This is a genomic window from Massilia sp. Dwa41.01b (assembly GCF_014171775.1).
Classification (GTDB): Bacteria; Pseudomonadota; Gammaproteobacteria; order Burkholderiales; family Burkholderiaceae_D; genus Telluria.
In genome coordinates this window covers 990,553-1,010,792 of the sequence record NZ_CP050454.1, presented here as the reverse complement: position 1 = coordinate 1,010,792, position 20,240 = coordinate 990,553, and the positions used below count along the sequence as shown (strand labels likewise).

At 64.6% G+C, this 20,240-nt stretch carries 19 protein-coding genes and 1 pseudogene; 12 read left to right on the top strand and 8 right to left on the bottom strand.

Translation table 11 applies throughout. From position 1 onward, the window contains the following. Positions 1-86: 86 nt before the first annotated feature. Positions 87-1,289 (bottom strand): DUF4382 domain-containing protein, encoded by a 1,203-nt coding sequence (locus tag G4G28_RS04620; RefSeq protein ID WP_229507893.1) that lies wholly within the window; start codon positions 1,287-1,289, stop codon positions 87-89. A gap of 445 nt (positions 1,290-1,734) precedes the next feature. Between G4G28_RS04620 and G4G28_RS04615 the strand changes: the two genes are divergently transcribed. Continuing rightward, a complete protein-coding gene (locus G4G28_RS04615) occupies positions 1,735-2,742 on the top strand; it encodes an AraC family transcriptional regulator (protein ID WP_182991023.1) in 1,008 nt (335 codons plus the stop codon). 16 nt (positions 2,743-2,758) lie between these two features. On the opposite strand, the gene G4G28_RS04610 is transcribed toward G4G28_RS04615, so the two are convergent. The 4 genes from G4G28_RS04610 to G4G28_RS04595 form a co-directional block, all read right to left on the bottom strand. Next, positions 2,759-3,466: a lipase secretion chaperone gene (locus tag G4G28_RS04610; RefSeq protein ID WP_182991022.1), complete on the bottom strand. Its 708-nt coding sequence runs from the start codon at positions 3,464-3,466 to the stop codon at positions 2,759-2,761. Between the two features lie 55 nt (positions 3,467-3,521). Next, entirely contained in the window at positions 3,522-4,355 is an 834-nt protein-coding gene (locus G4G28_RS04605; protein ID WP_182991021.1) for a dienelactone hydrolase family protein, read from the bottom strand. A 233-nt stretch (positions 4,356-4,588) separates the two neighbouring features. Further along, entirely contained in the window at positions 4,589-5,212 is a 624-nt protein-coding gene (locus G4G28_RS04600) for a GIN domain-containing protein (RefSeq protein WP_182991020.1), read from the bottom strand. Positions 5,213-5,328: 116 nt separating this feature from the next. Continuing rightward, positions 5,329-6,417, bottom strand: a complete 1,089-nt coding sequence (locus G4G28_RS04595) for a tartrate dehydrogenase (protein ID WP_182991019.1) — start codon at positions 6,415-6,417, stop codon at positions 5,329-5,331. 180 nt (positions 6,418-6,597) lie between these two features. Between G4G28_RS04595 and G4G28_RS04590 the strand changes: the two genes are divergently transcribed. The 3 genes from G4G28_RS04590 (at position 6,598) to G4G28_RS04580 (ending at position 8,629) form a co-directional block, all read left to right on the top strand. Beyond that, a complete protein-coding gene (locus G4G28_RS04590; protein WP_182991018.1) occupies positions 6,598-7,491 on the top strand; it encodes an SPFH domain-containing protein in 894 nt (297 codons plus the stop codon). A 21-nt stretch (positions 7,492-7,512) separates the two neighbouring features. Further along, a complete protein-coding gene (locus tag G4G28_RS04585) occupies positions 7,513-7,701 on the top strand; it encodes a hypothetical protein (RefSeq protein WP_182991017.1) in 189 nt (62 codons plus the stop codon). Between the two features lie 145 nt (positions 7,702-7,846). Beyond that, entirely contained in the window at positions 7,847-8,629 is a 783-nt protein-coding gene (locus G4G28_RS04580; protein ID WP_182991016.1) for a VPLPA-CTERM sorting domain-containing protein, read from the top strand. Between the two features lie 68 nt (positions 8,630-8,697). Here the strand turns inward: G4G28_RS04580 and G4G28_RS04575 are convergent, their stop codons facing one another. Further along, positions 8,698-9,090, bottom strand: coding sequence for a VOC family protein (locus G4G28_RS04575; protein ID WP_182991015.1), 393 nt, complete (start codon positions 9,088-9,090; stop codon positions 8,698-8,700). A gap of 56 nt (positions 9,091-9,146) precedes the next feature. Next, entirely contained in the window at positions 9,147-11,891 is a 2,745-nt protein-coding gene (polA, locus tag G4G28_RS04570) for a DNA polymerase I (protein WP_182991014.1), read from the bottom strand. Between the two features lie 200 nt (positions 11,892-12,091). On the opposite strand from polA, the gene G4G28_RS04565 reads away from it, so the two are divergent. The 8 genes and pseudogenes from G4G28_RS04565 (at position 12,092) to G4G28_RS04530 (ending at position 17,445) form a co-directional block, all read left to right on the top strand. Further along, on the top strand, positions 12,092-12,619 hold the full coding sequence (locus tag G4G28_RS04565; RefSeq protein WP_229507892.1) for a DUF2782 domain-containing protein: 528 nt from the start codon (positions 12,092-12,094) through the stop codon (positions 12,617-12,619). A gap of 111 nt (positions 12,620-12,730) precedes the next feature. Beyond that, a pseudogene (locus G4G28_RS04560) lies at positions 12,731-13,688 on the top strand (homoserine kinase). A gap of 12 nt (positions 13,689-13,700) precedes the next feature. Then, positions 13,701-14,471, top strand: a complete 771-nt coding sequence (locus G4G28_RS04555) for a BPSS1780 family membrane protein (RefSeq protein ID WP_229425456.1) — start codon at positions 13,701-13,703, stop codon at positions 14,469-14,471. A 16-nt stretch (positions 14,472-14,487) separates the two neighbouring features. Beyond that, positions 14,488-14,709: a hypothetical protein gene (locus G4G28_RS04550; protein WP_182991011.1), complete on the top strand. Its 222-nt coding sequence runs from the start codon at positions 14,488-14,490 to the stop codon at positions 14,707-14,709. Between the two features lie 46 nt (positions 14,710-14,755). Further along, a complete protein-coding gene (locus G4G28_RS04545; protein ID WP_182991010.1) occupies positions 14,756-15,181 on the top strand; it encodes a hypothetical protein in 426 nt (141 codons plus the stop codon). Positions 15,182-15,265: 84 nt separating this feature from the next. Next, positions 15,266-16,114, top strand: coding sequence for an ankyrin repeat domain-containing protein (locus G4G28_RS04540; RefSeq protein WP_182991009.1), 849 nt, complete (start codon positions 15,266-15,268; stop codon positions 16,112-16,114). Positions 16,115-16,213: 99 nt separating this feature from the next. After that, on the top strand, positions 16,214-16,723 hold the full coding sequence (locus G4G28_RS04535) for a hypothetical protein (protein ID WP_182991008.1): 510 nt from the start codon (positions 16,214-16,216) through the stop codon (positions 16,721-16,723). Beyond that, entirely contained in the window at positions 16,720-17,445 is a 726-nt protein-coding gene (locus tag G4G28_RS04530) for a DNA alkylation repair protein (RefSeq protein ID WP_182991007.1), read from the top strand. Before G4G28_RS04535 ends, G4G28_RS04530 begins: the two co-directional genes overlap by 4 nt. A 229-nt stretch (positions 17,446-17,674) precedes the next feature. Here G4G28_RS04530 and G4G28_RS04525 read toward each other — a convergent pair whose 3' ends face one another. Next, complete coding sequence (locus tag G4G28_RS04525; protein WP_182991006.1) at positions 17,675-19,987, bottom strand: UvrD-helicase domain-containing protein; 2,313 nt, start codon at positions 19,985-19,987, stop codon at positions 17,675-17,677. Between the last annotated feature and the right edge of the window lie 253 nt (positions 19,988-20,240).

The window sequence follows — 20,240 nt, the reverse complement described above, 5'->3', positions numbered from 1 at the left end:
CGACCGCTGGGAACGCAAACGACAGCGCCCCGGCTGCCTGCAATGGCAGCCGGGGCGCTGTTTTATTACCGACCTGATTTACGGGGTCAGCGTGAAGTTGACGCCAGTCGCGTTGGCGGTAGCGATGCTGACGGCGTCGACCGACTTGGCCGTGTAGCCGGTCGCCGATGCGTCCACGCGGTAGGTACCGGCGGTGACGTTCGCAGCCGGTTCGAAAGCCAGCGGCAGCGTGGCGCTGTAGGCCGCGTACCGGGGAGCGGCGACCGGCAGGTTGGCGATGGTGTAGGCACCGGTCGCCAGGTCCGCGCCCGGTACTTGATGGTCACCGGGGTACCGGTGCCGAAGCTCTGCTTGGCCGCCACATACGCGGCTTCAGTGCTGCTCGGCGGCGTCATGGTGACGGTGCCGCCGATGCTGCCCATGGTGCTGGTCGCCAGCGTGATGGGCGCGGCCGCGGTGCTCAGGTTGGTCTTGCCGGTGGTCGAGGCAACCGGCACGGCGCCCACCACGGCTGCGGCGCTGTTGTCGGCGGTGATGACGACATCGTAGTTGCCCGGCGCCAGGCGCGAGAGCAGGAATTCGCCCGTGGTCGCGTTCGGCGTGGTCGCGCTGACGATGCTGCCGTTCTGCTGGGCCGATACCGTCACGTTTTGCGCCAGCAGCGCCGGGCTGACAAAGCCGCCGATGCCGTTGACCAGGGCCGGCAGCATCTTGATGACCGGCTTGAGTGCGTAGGTGCCCTTGCCGCCACGGGTAACGACCGATTTGCAGGCGTCGAAGTCGATCACGACGTCCGCGGTCTGGCCGGCTTCCACGTTGAAGGCGCCCACCAGTTTGATGCCGCTTTGCAGCGCACTCGGGGTCTCGAGCGGCTTTTCGCCGGTGCCGCCGGTCGGCACGACCGTGTTGGCATTCGCCGCCGTATCGAGCACCAGGCGCAGCTGGTTGTATTGGCCGGCCTCGAGGGTGGTCTGGCCCAGGTTCTCGAGCACGCCGTTGGTCAGGTTCAGCAGGTTGATCTTCTTCGGCGTCGCCAGGGCGATCTCGGTCCAGCCGGCATCAAGTTCGCCGGCGGTGGCGCTCTTGTTGACGCGTACCTTGCTGACGCTGACATTGACTGCGTCGAAGCCGCAAGCCGGGGCGTCGGTCAGGCCGACCTTGAGCGTGCCCATGGTCGACACCGGAGTTGGCGTCGTGCTACCGCTGTCGCCACCGCCGCCGCAGGCGCTCAGGGTTGCCGCAGCGATCGCGCCGAGGAGGAGAGTAGAACGGAGTGGGGTAATACGCACGGGATACCTTTCAAAATGTTTCGCCTGTCACGGCGTCGAAAAGATCCTAACATTCCGCATGGCAACTTATAAGTTAAGCAGCGTACATTGAAACGTTTCATTACAACTGAAACGGTTTACTGTTGCCTTTGCGCAACTTCACGAATGACTGCCCAGCAGGAGTACGAATATGCGGGGCGCATCGATTTCGGCCGAACAGATCGTGTGCATGGTTTTTTTACAAACGACCGTCCTTTTTTCAGTCCCGATGCGCTATATTTTCGAGCCGCAACCGCTGTGTCAGGCACGCTCGCCCGCCTGACGTCTCCGGTGCCCGAAGGTTCCAGCAAGATCCTCGCGAGCCTGTCGCTAACGAGTTCTTAACCGACCCGCCTAGGGTGCGTGACCGCCCCACCGGACCATTCCGGCGGACGCGATGACGATCAGATTGGACGAATGAACGGACATGAGCAATCGCACCACGTCCGCAGCCTGGGTCAAAGGCATCTGCGGATTGTTCGAGCACGAAGGACTCGATGTGCAGGACTTGTTCGGCGAGGCCGGGATGTGCCTGGCGGACCTGGACAATCCCGACATGCGCTGCCCAACCGAAAAGGTGAGCCGTTTGTGGAACCTGGCGGTGCAGCGTTCCCGCAATTGCATGATCGCCTTGTCCAGGCCCCCGTCCTCTTCGCTCGCCAACTTCGATGTCATTGGCTATGCCATGATGTCCTGCCCCAACCTGCTGGCCAGCCTCGAATGCCTGGTGCGTTACCTGCGCGTCGTCAGCGAAGCGGCGACGCTGGTGCTGCGCGAGGAAGGAGACGCGGTGTCGATCGAGATGACACTGTGCGGCGGCGGCGACAGCGTGCCGCGGCAGCGCTACGAATTCGATACGCTGACCTTGCTGTCTTTCCTGCGCTGGATTTCGCAACGGGATATCCTGCCCCGCTTTGTCGAGTTCGACTACCCGCCACCGGCGCACCCGCGGCGTTACGAGGAAGCCTTCCAGAGCCCCGTGCGCTTCGATGCCGCCGCCAACCGGCTGGTCTTGTCCGCCGCCGACCTGCGCCTGCCGCTGCCGACGCATAACCCGGCACTGGAAAAGTTCCATGCCCAGTTCGCCGGCCAGCGCCTGATTCGCCTGGACAACCGGCGCATCAGCCGCAAGGTGAGCGACCTGATCGCCGGCAAGCTGCTCGGCTGCGAACCCCGGCGCGAAGACATTGCCAGGCTGCTGTGCCTGGGCGACCGCACCTTGCGCCGCCGCCTGGAGGACGAGGGCACGTCCTTCAAGAAGATACTCGACGAGACCCGGCGCGAACTGGCCCGGCAATATTTTGCGCAGCGCCGCTATTCGGTCGGGGAAATCGCCTACATGCTGGGGTTCGCCGACCAGGGCACGCTGTTCCGTGCCTGCCGGCGCTGGTTCGACGTTTCGCCCAAGCAGTACCAGGCCCGCTACGAGGCCTGAGCCCGGAGGTCCGCCCTCAGCGCGGCGGAGGAGCCGGTGGACTCTGCATGCGCAAGAGCTCCTGCGCCCGCTCCGCCTTCTGCTGCTGCGTCAGGTTCGGATCGTCCTGCGCCGCCATCAGCGCGATCAGCCGGCGCGCCGTTGCCTCCTCCGCGCCGAACATGGCCTGGGCCGCGTCCGCTCCCAGGTAGGACACGCGCAGCGCATGCAGTTGGTCGAGCAGCTTGAGCCCGGCCTGCTCGGTTTCCGGCGCGTTATCGGGCGGGATGGTATGGGCGAGTGCTTTGCTGTATTGCTCGAACTGGCCCAGCAGTACTTTCAGCTCGCCGGCGGCCTGCGGGGGCAAGCCTTGCACGATGCGCTCCAGGTTCGCCTGCCTCCTCTTCGGATCCAGTTCGAGCAGGAATTTCTCGAGATTGGCATGGGTATCGGCGTCAAACACCAGCCTGCCCTGCCTGTCGGCGGCGAACCGGGGCGGCGACATCGTGCTCAGCGGCGACTCCATGGCTGGCTGGCCTCCGGGAAGATCGGGCCACGAGGCTGCCGGGGCCGGCAAGGCCTGGCCGTACATGGTGCCGTCGACCGGCACCTGGCCTTTGCCGGCCACGCTTGCCACGGCAGGCGCGGCCGGCTTGTCGGCGACAAAAGTCGCCAGCAGGAAGACCAGCCCCAGGCAAGCCGCCACGCCCAGCGCGGCAGCGACCCACTTCTTCGACTTCGTCATGTTCGCTCCAGTATGACAGCTTGCCTTGGGATTGACAGCGCCGCGTGCCGCCGGCTCAGAACGGCCCGGTCGAGCGGAAGGTCGTGAAGCGCGTATCGCCCTTCAGGAACTGGGCATAGCGCGTATCGCCGTCGAGGAAGCGCTTCATCCAAGCGACCTGGGTATAGCTTGCCGGCTGGCTGGCCGTTTTCGGGAAGTTGTGGTCGGCGCCCGTGATCACGCCCAGCAGCTTCTTCGTCGTGGCCGGGGTGGCGTTGTAGAACACGCTGGCGTGGCTGCCGGCCGGGGCGACGGTATCGGCGGTGCCGGCCAGGTAGGCCATCGGCACGGCCGAGCGGCTCACGTTGTTGGACTGGCTCCAGGGAGCAAACGCGACACCTCCCTTCAGGCCCGGCGTCATGCCCGCCGCCAGCATGGCGCCGCCGCCGCCCATCGACCAGCCCGCAACGCCTTGCCGGGTCGTGTCCATCTTGCCCGCGACCGGACCGGTCGCCAGCGCCGTGACGGTGCGCAGCGCGGCCAGCAGCTGGTTGGCGCGGCTGGACGGGAAATCGTACACGCTGGTGGTATTGATCGTCACGACGACGAAGCCATGGGTTGCCAGGCGCCGGCTGATGGCGGCGATCGAGGACTGGGTGGCGGTAAAGCCCGGGCAGACCGCAACGACCGCGTACTTGCCGGCGGTATTCGGCGAATACACGGTGCCCCCGCCGAAGCCGCTGCCGCTCACGGTCTGGGTGGAGACGGCATAGGGCCCGTCGGCCTGGATGCTCGCCAGGCTGGGGGCTGGACCGTTTTCGACGGCAAGTACCTGGTTTGATACGGCAAGGCCGGCACATGCCAGCAGCAAGGCGGCACAGCATGAACGCGTTTTGTTTAGTCGTTGCATTGAAGTCTCCTGGATTGGCTTGGAATGGATCGCCCGGCCGACCGGCCCCTGGATCCTGCTACGTAAAGAAACGGCCAGCTGCCAGGCGTGACGCGACTGCGTAGCGCTTTCGGCTGTGCCGCCTTTACGTAAAATATTGTCAATCAGGGAGAGGTGCGCGGTAGTGGCGCGCGTGGACAAATTAGTGGCCTTGGGCGTCCAATCGTCCTTGCCGCGGACGTCTTCGAACGCCCTCAGTCGCCGGCATCGACGCTGCCAATGCCCTGCACAGAATTGTTGATGTTGCGCGGCTTGCCGTAGTAGGTGAGCGTGCCCATGCCTTGCACGACGGTGTCGAGCCTGTCCTTCGCGTGGACCTTGACGTCGCCGATGCCCTGGAAGCGGACGTCGGCCTCGTTCGCGACCAGGGCCTTGGCATCGACCTCGCCCACGCCCTCGGCCCGCATCTTCAGCGACTTGACCTGGCCATTGATCACCAGGCGCCCGGCGCCGCGGTAGCTCAGGTCGAAACGCTCGCCGCGTATGTTGTTGAGCAGGGTTTCGCCCGCGCCTTCGGCCTTGAAGGCGCGCAGCGCCGGCACCGTGACGAGCACGCGCTGCTCGCCCTTGCCGGCGGAGAGGTTCTTGTCGCGCATGCCCAGGCGCAGCTCGCCATTCACGACTTCGCTGGTGAGACCACTGACGAAACGGTCGTTGCCGCGCACCAATATCGTCTGCGCCTTGCCGGCATCCACGGTGACGCTGATCGGCCCCTGCACGCTGATCGAGGTGAAGGGCGCGGCTGCACGCACCTGCTCGGCGGCGCAGGCGGCAGCGCAGGAAAGGGACAAGGCAAGGACGAGGGCAAGGCGGCGCATGATGAATTCCCGGTAGTGTTGGACAATGAAATCATTGTAGGCAGGCGCTTCATGGCGCCGCCGCCTTTTGCGACGAACTGCACGATTCGCCGGACCAGCGGAGGCGGCCTGCACCTTCAGCTCGCCGCCACCAGGTAGGCGGCAATCGCCTCGCCCACCTCCGTCGTGCTGGCATTGCCGCCCATGTCGGGCGTGCGCGGCCCGCCGGTCAGGCAGCGTTCCATCGCCCGCAGGATGGCGTCGTGCGCCTGCGTGTACCGTTCGTCGCCCTGCCCCAGGAACTCGAACATCATCGCGCCCGACCAGATCATGGCGATCGGGTTGGCGATGTTCCTGCCGTAGATGTCGGGCGCGGACCCGTGGACCGGTTCGAACAGCGAGGGGAAGCGGCGCTCGGGGTTCAGGTTGGCCGAAGGCGCGATGCCGATCGTGCCGGCGCAGGCCGGGCCCAGGTCGGACAGGATGTCGCCGAACAGGTTCGAGGCCACCACCACGTCGAAGCGCTCGGGAGACAGTACGAAGCGCGCGGCCAGGATGTCGACGTGGTACTTGTCCCATTCGACGTCGGGGTACTGCTCGCCCATGGCGGCCACGCGCTCGTCCCAGTAGGGCATCGAAATGGCGATGCCGTTCGACTTGGTCGCCGCGGTCAGGTGCCTTTTCGGACGGCGCCGCGCCAGCTCGAAGGCATACTTCAGGATGCGGTCGACGCCATGGCGGGTGAACACCGCTTCCTGCAGCACCAGCTCGCGCTCGGTGCCTTCGAACATGCGTCCGCCGACCGACGAGTATTCGCCCTCGGTGTTTTCGCGCACCACATAAAAGTCGATGTCGCCCGGCTGCTTGTTGGCCAGCGGGCATGGCACGCCGGGCATCAGGCGCACAGGGCGCAGGTTGACGTACTGGTCGAACTCGCGCCGGAATTTCAGCAGCGAGCCCCATAGCGAGATGTGGTCCGGCACCGTATCCGGCCAGCCGACGGCGCCGAAGAAGATCGCCTCGAAGCCGGATAGCTGCTCCTTCCAGTCGTCCGGCATCATCTTGCCGTGGCGCGCATAGTAGTCGCAATCGGCCCAGGCGAAGGTGGTCAATTCCAGCCCGATACCGAAGCGGGCCGCTGCCGCGCGCAATGCACGCAGGCCTTCGGGCATGACTTCCTTGCCGATGCCGTCGCCGGCGATCACGGCGATCTTGTGGGTTTTCATGGTTGCTCTTCCTGACACGCATGCAAAGAATCAGCATAAACGAATCCAGGAGCGCGCATCATCCGCTCCTGGATTGCGACGGCGGCCAGGCAGTGACAGCCGTTGAAGTTTCCTGCTTGACACATCGCCCCGATGATCTTAAAGTGATATCACTTTAATATACATAGGGAGTCCACCACCATGACCACGCATGTCAGGCAGGAAGTGCACGTTTCGTCCGTGAATGGCTATCTGGCCCTGGCCGGTGGCCTGCTCGCCATCGCAGCCGGATTCTCGCTCAATGTCCTGGTAGTAAAGCAGGCCCTCCCTTTCATGGCCTCCATTGCTGGTATCGTGCTGATTGCAGCCGGTATTTTTGCGTGCACGGGCCTGTACATGCTGCAGCCGAACGAAACGGCCGTGCTGACCCTGTTCGGCCGCTACATCGGCACCGACCGCAGCGAAGGCCTGCGCTGGGCGTTTCCCTTCTATCGCAAACACAAACTCACCGTACGGGCACGCAACCTGAACATGCCGATGCAGAAAGTGAACGACAAGCGTGGTAATCCGGTCGAAATCGCCGCCGCCGTCGTCTGGCGCGTGCGCGATACCGCCCAGGCCATGTTCGAGGTCGACGATTTCGAGCGTTATGTGGCTGTCCAGGCGGAAGCGGCCCTGCGTCACCTGGCGGCGCAATACGCTTACGACGAAGGCGAGGATTTGAAGGACGACGAAATGACCCTGCGCGGCGGTGCCGCCGAAGTGGCGCACGCCCTGATGAACGAATTGACGGCGCGCTTCGAAGCGGCCGGCGTGGAAACGGTCGACGCCAAGCTGACCCACCTGGCCTACGCACCGGAAATCGCCCAGGTCATGCTGCGCCGCCAGCAGGCGCAGGCCATCATCAGCGCCCGCGCCCGCATCGTCCACGGCGCCGTCGCGATGGTCGAAGACGCCTTGAAAAGGCTGGCCGAGCGCGACATCGTCGAGCTCGACGCCGAGCGCAAGGCGGCAATGGTCAGCAACCTGCTGGTCGTGCTGTGCTCCGACCAGAACGCACAGCCCATCATCAATACGGGCACGCTGTACAACTGACGCCCCCGAACCGAGAACCTGATGGCAAGTCCCGGCAAGAAGGCCTTCCCGCTGCGCATCGATCCCAACCTGTGGGAGCAACTGCAGCGCCTGGCCGCGAACGACCTGCGCAGCGTGAACGCGGAAATCGAGTTCCTGCTGCGCGAAGCCCTGGCACGGCGCGGCATCCGCATTGCGCCTACCCAGCCTGGGGAAGAGGGCGAAGCATGAAGGCGGCGCCGTGACGGTAAACTTTACAGTCGCGGCCTGTCCAAGCACGAAACCGGAAGCAAGTGCCTGATCTATAACAAATCTTTATTATTGGCATGATTCCTGCTTGAAATAGTGATTATAAAAATCACATTCCAGGGAAATCATGAAACAGATCATCACGACGGCGCTGGCTGCCATTGCTCTCTGCGCCGGCAGCGCGCAAGCGGGCGTCATTAACGACACCGGCGCCGGTGCCTTCTGGGGCGGCGACGCCCACGGCTACGGCGACGTCATCGGCAACAGCACCTTCGACATCCATGGCGCCACCATCGAGCGCAACGGCAACGAGCTGAAAATCGCCATCGCCACCAATTTCGCCGGCCACGCGGGCGTGGATACCTGGGCAGCCCAGGGCGGCATCGCTTACGGCGACCTGTTCCTGGCCGAAACCTGGAACCCCTACGGCGGCGACGCGAACCATGCAGGCAGCAATTCGGCGAATGGCACGCTGTGGTCCTATGGCTTCCACCTCGACAACCGTTTCAGCAACACCGGCGGCAGCTTCAAGCTCTACCAGCTGAACGGCGCGACGAACGCCGCCAACACCAAGGGTTCGGAAGCCTTCATGAGCTGCGGCCTGGGCGTGAGCTGCTACTACCGCAACGGCCAGGCGACGGCCGTGAACACGGCATCAAACACCGTGACGGACACGGGCCTGGTGGGCACCTGGACGGTCACGCCGAACGCGGCGCTGGAATTCACCATCATGCTCTCGTCGGTCGAGTTGGCGCGCTACTCGTCGTACGCGCTGCACTGGGGCGAAACCTGCCAGAACGACGTGATCGAGGGGCAGGTCGACATGCCGGTACCGGTACCGCTGCCGGGTGCGCTGCCCCTGATGGCGCTGGGGCTGGCCGCGCTGGGCATGGCCCGCCGCCGCCGCTGATTCCCCTCATCGTTTGATTCGCGCAGCCGGCGCCCGTCCCATAGACGGCGCCGGCTTTTCTTTGGGGCTTACTTCACGCGGTACACCGCGCACAGCTTGTTGCCGTCCGGGTCGCGCACATAGGCCAGGTGCATGGCGCCGAGGCTGCCCTCGCGCAGGCCCGGCGGATCTTCGATCGAGATGCCGCCATGGGCGACAGCCGTGTCGTGGAACTGCCTGACCTGCTCGGGCGACTGGCATTTGAAGCCGATGGTCGCGCCATTGGCGCAGGTGGCCGCTTCGCCGTTGATCGGCAGGGTGATGCCGAGGCTGTTGCCGTCATGGCGGTAGAACAGCCGGCTCTGGCCGGTCGGCGCCTGGTTGCGCATTCCCTCGCCCGCTCCAAGTACGCCCAGTACCGCATCGTAGAAGCGTTTCGAGCGTTCGATGTCGTTGGACCCGATCACGACGTGATTGAACATCCTGTCTCTCCTTTTCCCAAGTTGGCGGCAACTGCCGCATTGATGATGCTATCGTTTTAGTGCGCTTCTTCCCAGTTGCTGCCCACGCCGGTCTCGGCCACCAGCGGCACCTTCAGCCGGGCCACGCCCGCCATCAGTTCCGGCAGCTTGCCCTTGACCAGTTCCAGTTCGCCTTCCGGCACTTCCAGCACCAGTTCATCGTGCACCTGCATGACCATGCGCGTGGCCAGTTTTTCGCTCTCCAGCCAGTCCTGCACCGCGATCATCGCCAGCTTGATCAGGTCGGCCGCCGTGCCCTGCATCGGCGCGTTGATCGCCGCGCGTTCGGCACCGGCGCGGCGCGGGCCGTTCGGCGAATTGATCTCGGGCAGCCACAGGCGGCGGCCGAAGACGGTTTCGACATAGCCGCGCGCCTTGGCCTGCAGGCGCGTTTCGTCCATGTACTGCTTCACGCCCGAGAAGCGGGCGAAATAGCGGTCGATATAGCTGGCGGCAGCGGCGCGCTCGATCCCCAGGCGCGCCGCCAGGCCAAAGGCGCTCATGCCATAGATCAGGCCGAAGTTGATCGCCTTGGCATAGCTGCGCTGCTGGTTGTCGACTTCGTCGGGCGCGACGCCGAACACTTCGGCGGCGGTGGCGCGGTGGATGTCCTCGCCCTCGGCAAAGGCGCGCAGCATGGCTTCGTCGCCCGAGATATGGGCCATGATGCGCAGCTCGATCTGCGAGTAGTCGGCCGAGACGATCACCTTGCCCGGAGCGGCAATGAAGGCTTCGCGGATGCGCCGGCCTTCGCTTGTCCGCACCGGGATGTTCTGCAGGTTCGGGTCGTTCGAGGCCAGGCGGCCGGTAATGGCCACGGCCTGCGCATAATTGGTGTGCACGCGGCCGGTCGCCGGGTTGACCATCGTCGGCAACTTGTCGGTGTAGGTGGACTTCAGCTTCGACAGGCCGCGGTGTTCCAGCAGCACTTTCGGCAGGGGGAAGTCTTCGGCCAGCTTCTGCAGCACTTCCTCGTCGGTGGAAGGCGCGCCGGTGGCCGTCTTCTTGATCACCGGCAGGCCGAGCTTGCCGAAGAAGATCTCGCCGATCTGCTTCGGCGAACCGAGGTTGAAGGGGCCCCCGGCCAGTTCATAGGCCTGCGCTTCCAGTTCCACCAGGCGCGCGCCGATCTCGCGCGATTGGGCCTGCAATTTTTCGCTGTCGATCAGCACGCCGTTGCGCTCGATCGTTTGCAGCACGATCTGGGTCGGCAGCTCGATTTTTTCGTAGATATAGGTCAGGCCGGCATCTTCCAGAACGTGCGGCAGCATGGTCTGGTGCAGGCGCAGCGTGATGTCGGAATCCTCGGCCGCGTATTCGGTGGCGCGGTTCAGTTCCACCTGGTCGAAGCAGATCATGCTCGCGCCCTTGCCGCAGACGTCCACGAAGGGAATGGTCGTGTAGCCGAGGTGGCGCATCGCCATCGTGTCCATGTCGTGCGGCTTGTGCGACTCGAACACGTAGGACTGCAAGAGCGTGTCGTGGACGATGCCGCGCAGGGTCACGCCGTGGTTATTAAAGATGTGCATGTCGTACTTCAGGTTCTGGCCCAGCTTGGGTTTGCTCGGATTCTCCAGCCAGCCGCGCATGCGTTCCAGTACCTCTTCACGCGGCAATTGCTCCGGCACGCCGGCGTAGCGGTGCGCCACCGGGATGTAGGCGCCCTTGCCCGCCTCCACGGATAGGGAGATGCCGACCATCTGCGCCGTCATCGGGTCGAGCGAGGTCGTTTCGGTGTCGACCGAGGTGAGTTCGGCGGCCTCGGCCAGCGCCAGCCATTTGTCGAGCTGCTCCCAGGTGGTCACGAGCTCGTATTCTCCCTTGATGATCGGCATGCCGGGTAGCGTATCGTCCGAGCGCTGGGCGCCTTCCGGGGAATTCAGTACCGGTGTGCCGGGGGCCGGGTTGCCCAGCTCGCGCAACATGGTCTTGAAGCCATAGCGCTGGAAGAAGTCGCGCAGCGCATCCTTGTCTTCCGGACGGCCGACCAGGCTTTCCTCGATCGTCACGAGATGGCCCATCAGGTTGCAGTCGGTTTTGACGGTGATCAGTTGACGGCCCTGGGGCAGCCATTCCAGCGCCGTGCGCAGGTTCTCGCCGACCGCGCCGCCAATGGTATGGGCGTTCTCGATCACGCCGTCGAGCGAGCCGTGCAGCGCCAGCCATTTCAGCGCCGTCTTCGGGCCGCACTTGTTCACGCCCGGCACGTTGTCGACCGTGTCGCCGATCAGGGTCAGGTAATCGATGATGCGGTTCGGCGGCACGCCGAATTTCGCGACCACGCCGGCTTCGTCGAGTTTTTCGTTGCTCATCGTATTGATGAGCGTGACCTTGTCGTTGACGAGCTGGGCCAGGTCCTTGTCGCCGGTCGAAATAATCGTGTTCATGCCCTTGGCGGCGGCCTGCACGGCGAGCGTGCCGATCACGTCGTCGGCCTCGACACCCTCGACCGTCAGGATCGGCCAGCCCATGTGGCGCACCACTTCGTGGATCGGCTCGATCTGCTTCCTCAGGTCGTCCGGCATCGATGCCCGCGTCGCCTTGTACTCGGGGTACATGTCGTCGCGGAACGTTTTGCCCTTGGCATCGAACACGCAGGCGATATAGGCCGCCGGGAAGTCGGCGCGCAGGCGGCGCAGCATGTTGACCATGCCGTGCATCGCGCCGGTCGGGTGGCCGTCGGGGCCGCGCAGGTCGGGCAGCGCGTGGAAGGCGCGATAAAGATAGCTGGAACCGTCAACGAGCAGCAGGGTATTTTGCATAGGAATAAATGGGTGAGCCGGCGGCGAGCCAGGGTGGCTGCATTATCGCAGAATCCGGCATGGTGAAAGTGCAAGGGCTGCGCACGCGGGCACTCCCTGTACAGTCCGTATGTGGGGCTGGACCGCGTCAATAACAGACACTTTTCACAGGGAACGGTATCCGTTTGTTACAATGGTCTAAACGACACAAGGTGACCACCATGCTGCGCACATTTCCCCGCTTGAGCCTCCTGACGATCGCCCTGCTCGCCGGCGCCGGCACGGCCGCCGCACAGACCGGCAACCCGACGACTGCCACGCCCGCCACCGCAGGCGCCCAGCAGGCGGGCCAGCCGCCGGGAACCGAGCCCATCGAGCGTGGCAGCGACGAGCCGGCCACCCGCATCGAACCGCGCCGCGGTACCCAGATCAAGGAAAAGCGCAACAACGGCCAGGTCACCGAAGTCGAAGTGCGTAGCGGCAAGAGTCACTACATCATGCGTCCGAACCAGGCAGCCGGCAACGCGCAGGCGGGCGATGCCCAGAGCAGCGCCTTCCGTGCGCCGCAATGGCAGGTGATGGAATTCGACCTCAACGCGAAGAAAAAGCCAAGGCCGATGCCGACGCGGCGGCCGCTGCGGCAGGCACGACGGCGCCTGGCGCGGCTCCGGCCGGCGCATCGGCGGCCCCGCGCACCCCGGCCAGCGGCGCACCCGCCGGCAAGGTGCCGCCGGCCACCGTGCCGATGAGCAAGCCGGCCGACGTTCCGCCACCGCCGCCGCTGCCATCTACCCAGCAGTAAGCTGCCAATCGCGGGCGCCTGGCGCCTGCCAGTCCGACCCTTAACCTGTACTTCCATAATGGCAGTTTTCACCGCGGTCACACTGGAGCACCTCACCCAGTGGATCAAGCAGTTTCCCCTTGGCCAGGCGCTGGCGCTGCAAGGCATCGCCTCCGGCATCGACAACAGTAATTTTTTCCTGACGACCGAGCGCGGCGAGTTCGTGCTGACCGTCTTCGAAAACCTGGATTTTTCCCAGCTGCCCTTCTACGTGCAGCTCATGCGCCACCTGGCCGAGCGCGGCATTCCCGTGCCGGCCCCGGTCGCGAATGCCGAGGGCGAACTGGTCGTGCCGCTGCAGGGCAAGCCGGCCGCCATCGTCAGCAAACTCGCCGGCAGCTCGCAGATGGATCCGCAGCCGGTCCACTGCGCCGAAGTCGGCACCATGCTCGCGCGCATGCACCTGGCGGCGCGCGACTTCCCGCTGGCGCAACCGAATTTGCGCGGCCTCGACTGGTGGCAAGCCACCGCGCCCGGTGCTGCCGCACTTGCCGGCAGACACGGCGCGCCTGCTGCAGGACGAGGTCGCGTACCAGGCCGACTTTGCCGGCACCGAGCGCTATGCGCAACTACCGCGCGGCCCCGTGCATGCCGACCTGTTCCGCAACAACGTGATGTTCGTCGGCGAACGCCTGACGGGCTGCTTCGATTTCTATTTCGCCGGCGTCGACACCTGGCTGTTCGACCTGGCCGTCACCGTCAACGACTGGTGCATTGCCGCCGACGGCAGCCGGCTCGACGAGGCGCGCGTGCACGCCCTGCTGGCGGCCTACCGCGCCGTGCGCCCCTTCACCGAGGCGGAAAGCGCCGCCTGGCAGGCGATGCTGCGCGCGGCGGCGCTGCGTTTCTGGCTGTCGCGCCTGTACGACCTGCACGCCCCGCGCGCGGCGCAATTGCTGACGCCGCACGACCCCACCCAATTCGAGCGCATCGTGCGCGACCGTATTGCCAGCCCGGCCCCGAGCCTGGCGGCCTAGATAATGAACAACATGCCCGCAATCACCGGCTGGACCTGGCTCAAGCAGGGCACCGGCCTGTTCCGCAAACAACCCGCCGCGCTGACCACCCTGCTGTTCGCGAACATCCTGATCAGCATCCTGGTCAGTGCCGTGCCGCTGCTCGGCCCCTTGCTCGCCATCGTGCTGGTGCCCTCGTTCTCGATGGCCTTCATGAAGGCTTGCCTGATGATCGAGGAAGGCGAACGCGTCACCCCGGCCGTGCTGCTGACCGGCTTTCGCTGGCCGGTGCTGGGGCAGCTGTGCAAGATCGGCCTGGTCTACCTGGCCGCCTCGATCCTGCTGACCCTGCTTGCGCGCGCCGCCATCGACCTCGACCTGATGCGCCAGGTCGCGCAGCCGGTCGACCCGAAGAACGTGCCGCAGGTGGCGGTGTGGGAGCTCGTCAAGATGTTCGCGCTGTCGAGCCTGAACGTGAGCGTCCTGATCGCGCTGTCCTTCGCCGCGCCGCTGATCTACTGGCAGCAGATGGGGCCGGGCAAGGCCATCTTCTACAGCTTCTTCGCCGTACTCAAGAGTGCGCGCGTGTTCGTGGTGCTGCTGCTGGCCTGGTTCGGGCTGTTGCTGCTGTTCTGCTTCCTGATCGCCCTCCTGATGGGCGGCTCGGTACTGGGACGCGTGCTGCTGATGTGGCTGATCTTCCTGTTCGTCCTGCTGCTGCAGTGCGCGATGTATGCGGGGTACCGGCAGATTTTCGGCAAACCGGTGGACGGCGCTTCCAGGCCCGTCGACCTCAGTAAATAAGGCTCCCGGAAAACCCATGCGCATTCTCGTCCTCGCCCTTGCCCTGCTGCTGACTCTCGGGGCGCTGTACCTCACCGTCTTCGGCAGCAATGCCTTGCTGGATATCTTCAGCGCGCTGACGGATCGCCAGCAAAGGCTGGCGAGCGGCGCGATGTGCGCGCTCACGGCGCTGCTGCTGAGCGTGGGCGGATGGCTACGGTATCGCAAGGCCGGACCTGCCGGCCACGGCCAAGGGTAGAACGGTTCGAAATATACTGTGTGCACTTTTACGAACGCAAGATTACATGCCTGACCTGTCGAACTACACCGGTGCCCCGCTGAACGCATTCGCAACGCAGTTCGTGCGCACACTCGAAGCCGAACGGTTCAGGGTCGCCACGACACCACAGGGGCCGGTAGCGCGCGAGCGCAAGACCCTGCGCATCTACTGGGGCGATGTCTGGGTCGGCCAGATGAAGGCGGACCTGTGGGGAGCGAAGGAGCCCTTCGCCTGCCTGTACCGTTTCGAAAAGGATGGCGCGCCGCGCAAGGACGTCGCCCATGTTCCGCCTGGTTTCGACAAGCACGATTTCGCAAAGCGGCACGGCTGCAATCCTGGGCAGCTCCATGTGCACCGGAGCGAGAACGACAAGTCCTACCTGTGGGTGCGCGACGCCGGCACGGCGATGCTGTTGTTGCGTGACCGGGCCAGGCGCATCGACGGGATGTAGGCTGGATCGGAAACGCTGGTCACGCGCCAGGTGGCCGCGGACCATGTTGCTGTCGACCGCACACCGCCACCGGACAGGAAGATCGTGAAAGCAAACAAACAGTTGAAAGCGTCGTGGCTGGTTGCACTCATGGCCGCCGCGCTGCTCGTATCCGCCCCCGCGCGCGCCGACAAGGTGCTTTGTGACGGCAACCCGCTCTGCCTGGTTGTTGCGGTGCCCTACCTGCTCGGACGCGTCGCGATCGACGAGCTGACCAAGCCGCCAAAGGATCAGGCGGCCTTGTATGTCCATCAGGGAAAAGTCGCCGAACTGGAGCGGCTCTTGCGCGCAAAGCCCGACCTGGCACGCGATCCGGACATCGGGCACGGCCTCCTGGTGAATGCGGCGGCCACGGGCAATCTCGCCATGACCCGCTTGCTGGTCGAAGCGGGCGCATCGCCAACCGCCGACCATAGCCGTGCGCTGGGCGCCGCCACCTCGACCGAGGTGATCGCCTATCTCATCGCCAGGGGAGCGGTGGCCTCGGACGTCAACCTGGCGTATATCAGCATGCACATGACGCACGAGCGCCTGCCCGAACTGCTGACAGCCCTGCTCGACGCGCGCGGACCACTTGACCCCAACGATCCCGGTGCGGTGTTTCTCCTTCACTCTGCGGCGATCAACGCGCGCGCTGACGTCGCCAGCTTGCTGCTGCAGCGCGGCGTCGATCCCAACGGCGGCATCAGGAGCGTCCTGCTGACCGTGGCCGACGGCTGCGCCCAGACGCGGCAGGTGTGCGATACGCAGGGGCGCGACATTGCGCGTGCACTGATCGCGAGCGGCGCCAAGGCAAGGGTCATTGAGGCCAGGACAGGGCGCAGCGCGTCGGAAATAGCGCGGCAACACGATTACCAGGAACTGGCCAAGCTGCTTGAGGACGCCGGCGGCTAGGCCGGAATAACATGCCTGGGGCGCTGCCGTCCAGGCCAGCACCGGCACCGGCATGAGAATGTGGCGCAGCCACACGAAGGGACCCGATGGAGCGACACCATGCGCAGTGATTCGAAGCGAAAAATCATCTCGCTCGTTGCGGGATGCCTGTTCACACCCTATCTCCTGATCGCGATATTGTCGATTCCGCCCGCGGGGCACATGCCGGGGCACTACAACATGGGCAACAACCTGGTGGCGGCGGTCTTCTTCAGCTATGGGCCAATCACGGCCTTCCTGTCGCCCCTCATTGCTGTCGTCGTTTCCGTCGGCATGTACTGTGTCTATACCTATGTGGCGCTGGCGGGCATGCGGCGTGCCGGGCTCATCCTGTTCGCGCTGCACTATGGCTACGCACTCGCGGCCGGGGTACCGATGTCGCTGCACCAGGAGCCGAACCTGATCGAGACCTCGCGCGTGCAACTGGCGATACTGGCCAGCCGTCCCGGCCTGATGCTTTTCGTGTTCGGTCCCTTCGTGCTTGCCAACCTGTGCTACCTGGCGCGGTTGGCGCTGGCGCGTCCGCCTGCCCGGCCAGGGGGTGGCGCAACCGAATTGCCCGTCGCATGAGCGACGTCATCGTCGCCGAGCTCGAATGCGCACTGCGGGCCGCCGCATCGGAGGAGCTGGCGCAGTCCCTGCAGCGCTACTTTCCCACGCCGGTCACTGCGCTCGGCGTCTCCAATGCCTGCGTGACCGGGATCGCCGCGCAGGCGTTCGCGCGCCATCGGACGCTGTCGGCGGACGACTGGCTGGCGCTGGCGGAGCATTTCGCGCGATCGCAGGCGTATCACGAACATCTCATGCTGGCGTCGGCGCTGGTCGCGAAGCTAGCGCCCCGCCTGGACGATGAGGGGCGCCTGCTGGAACGGGTGCAGGCATGGCTCGAGAACGCGGTCGGCAACTGGGCGCAATGCGACGACCTGTGCATCAAGCCGCTCCATGCCTACCTCAAGCGCCACCCTCATCTCGTGGAGCGTATCTACCCATGGGGACAGTCAAGCAGCCCGTGGTGCCGGCGCGCGTCGAACGTTGCGCTCGTCAAGTTCGTGGGCCGTAGCGCGCATGTCGATCTTGACTGTGTATTCGCCAACTGCGCGCGCCTGCTGGCCGATCGCGACCCCTACGTGCAAAAGGGAATTGGCTGGGTGCTGAAGGTCGCCGGCAAATACGAACCGGGACTGGTAGTGGCCTTCCTGCGCCAGCACCTGGCATCAATGGAGCGCGCGACCGTGCGCTATGCGATCGAGAACCTGCCTGCCGATGTGCAGCGGACATTCATGCACGCCTGATGCGGGGATTCGCCAGAAAACCTGTTTGTCCGGCACGGCGCCAGACCACCATTTGCCAGCGCAGGCAAAGCGGAGCTTCCCGAATATTCATGCGTACCATGCGGCACGAGCACGGGTGCCTCGGCGGCCCCGCCCACCCTACGGGCGTGTGCATGGGGGCCCGGCCTTGTGAATGAAACCTTCGGCTTCGTGAATGAGGCCCCGGCCTCATTTACCGGCCGCATTCGCGCTAGCGTGAAATGCGCTCGAGCTTGGCCACCGACAGGTCGAGCACTTTCATGCCCGCCGCACCGAAGTTGATCTGGGCGCGGGCGGCGCCGGCGCCGCCTTCGATGTTGACGATCACGCCTTCACCGAACTTGGCGTGGGCGACCGACTCGCCAATGCGCCAGCCGGAGCTGCCGGCGGACTTCTGGGTGATCTGGGCGGCGATTTTATTGTCGCTGCCGGCGTTGCGGAAGGCAGCGTCGTCCCAGGCGGTGGCGGCTTTCTTGTTGGCGAACCAGTGGCTCTGCACGCGCGGCGACAGCCATTTCAGGGCTTCCTCGGGCAACTCGTCGAAGAAGCGCGACTTCATGTTGAAGCGGGTCTGGCCGTGCAGCATGCGCTGCTGGGTAAAGCTCATGTAGAGGCGCTTCCGGGCGCGGGTGATCGCCACGTACATCAGGCGCCGTTCCTCGTCCACGCCGTCCGCCTCGCGCGCGCTGGTTTCGTGCGGGAACAGGCCCTCTTCCAGACCGGTGATGAATACGGCGTCGAATTCCAGGCCCTTGGCCGAGTGCACCGTCATCAGCTGCATGGCGTCCTGGCCGGCCTGGGCTTGCGCATCGCCTGCTTCCAGCGAGGCGTGGGCAAGGAAGGCGGACAAGGGCGACATGACCGACGGCAGTGGCGCGTCGGCTTCGAGGATGTCGATGCCGTCCTGGTAGACGACGGCCTCGCCGGCCTGGGCCTGGGCTGGCGGGCCGAGGTGGGCCGGCGCGAACTGCCCAAAACCTTCTTCCTGCACGAACTGGGTGGCGGCGTTGACCATCTGCTCGAGGTTTTCGATGCGGTCGGCGCCTTCCTTCTCGTTGGCGTAGTGGGTCAGCAGGTTGCTGCGCTCGAGCACGACGCGCACCATTTCCGGCAGCGCCAGTTGCTGGGTCTCGAAACGCGCGCCTTCGATCAGTTTCACGAAGCCGCCCAGCGAGGTCCCCGCCTTGCCGGTCATGTAGGGCACGGCCGCGTACAGCGAAACGCCATAGGTATCGGCCGCCATCTGGAGTTGCTCGATCGAGCGCACGCCGATGCCGCGCGTCGGGAAATTCACCACGCGCAAGAAGGCCGAATCGTTGTGCGGGTTGTCCATCAGCTGCAGGTAGGCGATCGCGTGCTTGACCTCGGCGCGCTGGAAGTAGCGCAGGCCGCCATAGACGGTGTAGGGAATGCCGGCCGCGAACAGCGCATGCTCGATGACGCGGCTTTGCGCGTTCGAGCGGTAGAGGATGGCGATTTCCTTGCGCTCCAGGCCTTCGGCCATCAGGCTTTTTGCTTCCTCGATGATCCACTGCGCCTCTTCCAGGTCGGACGAGGCCTCGTAGACGCGGACCGGTTCGCCCTGGCCGGCGTCGGTGCGCAGGTTTTTACCGAGGCGCTTGGTGTTGTTGGCGATCAGGAAGTTGGCACTGTCGAGGATGTGGCCGTGCGAGCGGTAGTTCTGCTCGAGCTTGATCAGGTTCTTGACCTGGAAGTCGCGCTCGAAGGCCTGCATGTTGCCGACGTTGGCGCCGCGGAACGCATAGATGCTCTGGTCGTCGTCGCCGACGGCGAAGATCGCCCCGCCGCTACCCTCGCCATGGCCGGCCAGCAGTTTCAACAGGTTGTATTGCAGGTCGTTGGTATCCTGGAACTCGTCGACCAGCACGTGCTTGAAGCGCATCTGGTAGTGCTGGCGCAGCGGCGCGTTGCGCGACAGCAGCTCGTACGAGCGCAGCAGCAATTCCGCGAAATCGACCACGCCTTCGCGCTGGCATTGCTGGTCGTAGAGCTCGTAGAGCTCGACCATCTTGCGTTCGATCGGATCGTAGGCCTCGACCTGGCCGGCACGCAGGCCATTGTCCTTGGCGTTATTGATGAAATACATCAGGTTCTTGGCCGGATATTTTTCATCGTCGACATTCGCCGCCTTCAGCATGCGCTTGATCATCGACAGCTGGTCTTGCGAATCGAGGATCTGGAAGGATTGCGGCAGCGCGGCGTCGCGGTAATGGGTACGCAGCAAGCGGTTGCACAGGCCGTGGAAGGTACCGATCCACATGCCACGGGTATTCACCGGCAGCATGGTTGACAGGCGCGTGAGCATCTCCTTCGCCGCCTTATTGGTAAACGTCACGGCCATGATGCCGGCGGGCGAGACCTGTCCGGTCTGGATCAGCCAGGCGATGCGGGTAGTGAGGACGCGAGTCTTCCCCGAACCGGCGCCGGCAAGGATGAGTGCGCTTTGGGGAGGCAACGTAACGGCGGCCAATTGTTCAGGGTTCAGGTTGTGAAGGAGATTCATGCGGCCATTATACCGCCGGGATTTACTGTATGCCCATCCAGCGTCGCCGGGTGCTCATGGGTGTTTGAAAGGATATTTCATCCGGCATCGAAAATTGAAACAGGATTTCAATCGTAGTCAATTTTTTCCGTCGAGCTTGTCCCGCTCATTCGCCGTGCATCCTGCATTGCTCATCCATTACCCGCCCCGGTTACAATAATTTCCTCACAAAAAGTTAAACGCCTCTCATTATCTTCAGGTAACGTCTTCCAAC